The following is a 3,387-nucleotide window of genomic DNA, read 5'->3' as shown; positions in this document are numbered from 1 at the left end:
CTTCGACGTGATCGGTTTCGGCTGCACCTCAGGCGCGCTGGTGATCGGCGAAGCCCAAGTTGCCAAGCGCGTCCGGGAAGTCATGCCCGAGGTAAAGGTCACCGATCCGGTGACCGCAGCGCTCGCAGCCTTCAAGGCGATGGGCGCCAAGAAGATCGCGCTGCTCACGCCCTATATAGCCACCATCAACCATTCGCTGCGCGAAGCCTTCATGGCGCGCGGGCTTGAGATCCCGATCATGGGCTCGTTCAACGAGCCGGACGACAATCTCGTCGCCCGCATCACCACCGAAGCGATCGAAAAGGCCATCCTCGACGTCGGCTCGTCGGACGAATGCGAGGCGGTGTTCGTCTCCTGCACCAGCCTGCGTGTCGCCCGCATCGCCGAGCGGGTCGAAGCCAAGCTCGGCAAGCCGGTGACCTCGAGCAACCATGCCATGGCTTGGCACATGCTGCACCTCGGCGGCTATGACAAGCCGATCGAAGGCCTCGGCAAGCTCTATCGGACACCGCTGGCAGGCTGATTGCTGGACTTCCAAATGCAAAAGCCGCGGCGTCACCGCCGCGGCCCTGCTTTGTTCAGTTTCGCGCCGCTCAGTTGATGGCAGCGATGTTGCCCAGACGCAGAAACAGCGTCTCGCCGGAGGAACCGTCGACACCGTCATTGTCGGTGACGACAAAAGCCTCGCCCGATGCGTCGATGGCGAAGCCCTCGACCTTGTCGACGACATAGCCGTTTGTCGCCGCCTTGAGGTCCGGCAGCAGGTCGCGAACCAGCGCCTTTTCCACCAGAGGCAGTTCGCCTCCGAGCTTGGCCGGCTTGAAGCCGTCGAGTGCCACCGCATAGATGCGCTTGTTCCTGGCTTCCTGGGAGATCAGATTGTCGCGCTCGATGACGAACAGCTTGCCGTCCTGGGCTGATATCTCCGACAGGCCGACCCAGCCCCTCTCGGCAGCGTCGAGCGGATAACGCACCGCCGACCACTCCTTGTCCTTGGGCTTGTAGGCCAAAAGCTTGACCTGACCCTTGGGATCGTCGGCCCATTCTCGCTGGATCGCCATGACGAGCGTCAGGTCGTCGCCTTCGCCAAGCGCGGTGATGCCTTCGAGACCGTAGCGGGTCTCATGCGCCAGAAGCTCGGCCGGGAAGGCGATCTCTTCCTTGATCTCGCCCTTGGCGTTGACGTTGTAGATGGCGTGCGGAACGAGCTTGTCCGAACGGCCTTCCGACGCCAGCCAGAAACCGCCCTTGCCGTCGGCAACGACGCCTTCGAGATCGAGCTTTTGCGCAGGCTGACCGTCACGGGTGACGATCATCTTTTCCGTGATCAGGGCAGGGGTCTTGGTCGTGTCGATGGTGAAGATCGCCGGGGCCGAGCGGTAGACCGAGTCGGAGACGGCATAAAGCTTGCCGGCTTGCTTGGGATCGGCCGCGAGACCCGAGAGAGCGCCCCAGCCAAGTGGCGTGCCGTCGTCCTTGAAGCTCGAAGTGATCTGCGGGTAGGCGGCTTTAGCTTCGCCGAGTTCGTAGACCATGACATGCGAACGCGCGAGCCCGTCTTCGACAAGGTCGGTTTCGTTGGCGGTGACCAAAAGGTTGCGCTGCGGGATGGCAACCAGGCCTTCCGGGCCGATGCCCGAAGGCAGCAACTGGAGGAATTCGGGCGCGGCACCGGTGTCCTTGTAGACACCGATCAACGAGGCGCGTTCGGCGGCGACGAAGATCAGCTTCTGGTCGCCGAACGTCGCGAATTCGAGGCCTTCCGGCTCGATGCCCTTCTTGTTGCGGGCGTCGGGATAGTGGCCGGCAGAGGCCGCCTGATACTCGAAGGACGGGCCGGATTCATAAAGCACGTCGCCAGCCTTGGAGAAGGTGGTGAAGCCGCGCGCGCCGCCCTTGTAGTCGCCCTCATTGGCAACGACGAGGCGGTCATTGTCGAGCCACTTCACAGCGTCGGGTTCGCGCGGGGTGTTTTCGACCGTGCCGGTGAAATTCAGCGCGCCGTCCTTCTTGGTATCGACGTTTTCGAGCGTCACCTCGCCCGCAGGGAAATGCGCAACGATCTGGGCCGTCGCGGCATCGACAATGGCGATGTGGTTGTTTTCCTGCAGCGTGACGGCGATCTCACCCTTGTYGTTGAAGGCGACGAATTCCGGCTCGGGATCTTCCGGCGCAACAGTCGCGATGCCGGTCAGGTCGACGGTCTTGATCGAGGCGCAGTCGGGTGCGCCGTCCTTGAGGGCGACGATCTTGAGGTTGCCAGCTGGCAACTGCGGCAGGGCACCGTCATTCAATTCTTCGTCGCGCTCGTTTTCGATGGCCACGGCGAGGAATTTTCCGTCCTTGCTGAGCGCCACCGAGTCAGGCTGGCCGCCGAGATCGCATGACGCCTCGATCGCCTTGGAAGCGAGGTCGATGATCGTGAGGTTGCCCGAAGGCTCCTGCTTGCTCTTGGAGGTGTTGACACCGGCCAGCACCTTGTTGCCGGCAACGATCACCGAGGTCGGCTCGCCGTCGATCTTGACGATGCCTGCGGCCTTCGGCGCCTTCGGATCGGTGATGTCGATGAAGCCGACCGCACCCAGCGGGCTGTCGGAATAGACCAGCGTCATGCCGTCTTCGGTCGCCGCGATGATTTCCGACGAGGTCGGGGTCGCCGCGTCGACATCAGCGGGCAAATTGGTGGCGACGGGGAAAGTGGCGATACGGTTGAACGCCTGGCCGGCATGAGCGGGGAAGGCCGCTGACGCTGCGAGCGCGGTCGTCAAAAGCAGGAGCTTGCGTGACATGGAAAACCTCTTTGCCTGAACGGAATTGCGGGTTCCGTTTGGGGCAACGAGATTTCAGCGCGATGACAGCTGGATGATGGTTTCGTGACAGTGCCCAGGCAGCCATTTGCCTGCACGCCGGCTGGTRTTTCGACCAAGGCCCGTGAACGCCCGCGTGGCCTGTCTCTTCAGAACGAAAAAACAAAGCCGCGCAGCAAGGCCGCGCGGCTCAAATATCTCAAAGCTGCCTCAAGGCGGGCTCAGGCGTTGAGGCCGGCCCTTTCGTCATTGCTGGAAAATTCGGCGAACTCGACGCGATTGCGGCCGCGTGCCTTGGCCTCGGAGAGGCGTCCGTCGGCCTTGCGGAACATCTCGTCGAATTCGAGCTGATCTTCAAACAGGACAGCGCCTACGCTCACCGTCAGCGGGCAATTGCGTCCGCCCGGTTCAAGGATGGTGTCGGAGATCGAGCCGCGGATGCGTTCGGCGACACGCTCGGCATTTTCCTTGGTGGCCCCAGGCAGGAACACGCCGAACTCCTCGCCACCGATGCGGCCGACGAGATCGCCGGTACGTACGGAAGACTTGATGGCGCCGGCGACGATCTTCAGCACTTCAT

3 protein-coding genes are annotated in these 3,387 nt (G+C 62.7%); 1 reads left to right on the top strand and 2 read right to left on the bottom strand.

Features of this window, described 5'->3' with window-relative positions; all coding sequences use genetic code 11:
• A partial coding sequence (locus AC1DUU_RS26910) for a maleate cis-trans isomerase family protein (RefSeq protein ID WP_476786413.1) occupies window positions 1–523 on the top strand: 523 nt, incomplete at its 5' end.
• Window positions 524–593: 70 nt separating this feature from the next.
• Here the strand turns inward: AC1DUU_RS26910 and AC1DUU_RS26905 are convergent.
• Together AC1DUU_RS26905 and AC1DUU_RS26900 are read right to left on the bottom strand one after the other, a co-directional pair.
• Window positions 594–2,789, bottom strand: coding sequence for an esterase-like activity of phytase family protein (locus AC1DUU_RS26905; RefSeq protein ID WP_476786412.1), 2,196 nt, complete (start codon window positions 2,787–2,789; stop codon window positions 594–596).
• A 239-nt stretch (window positions 2,790–3,028) separates the two neighbouring features.
• Window positions 3,029–3,387: GGDEF domain-containing protein (locus AC1DUU_RS26900; RefSeq protein WP_476786411.1), on the bottom strand; the 359-nt coding region annotated here is incomplete at its 5' end.

Source organism: Aminobacter sp. P4_H6_2, from assembly GCF_056400805.1.
The sequence above is the reverse complement of the archived record's forward strand: the minus strand, read 5'-3'. Positions and strand labels throughout refer to the sequence as shown.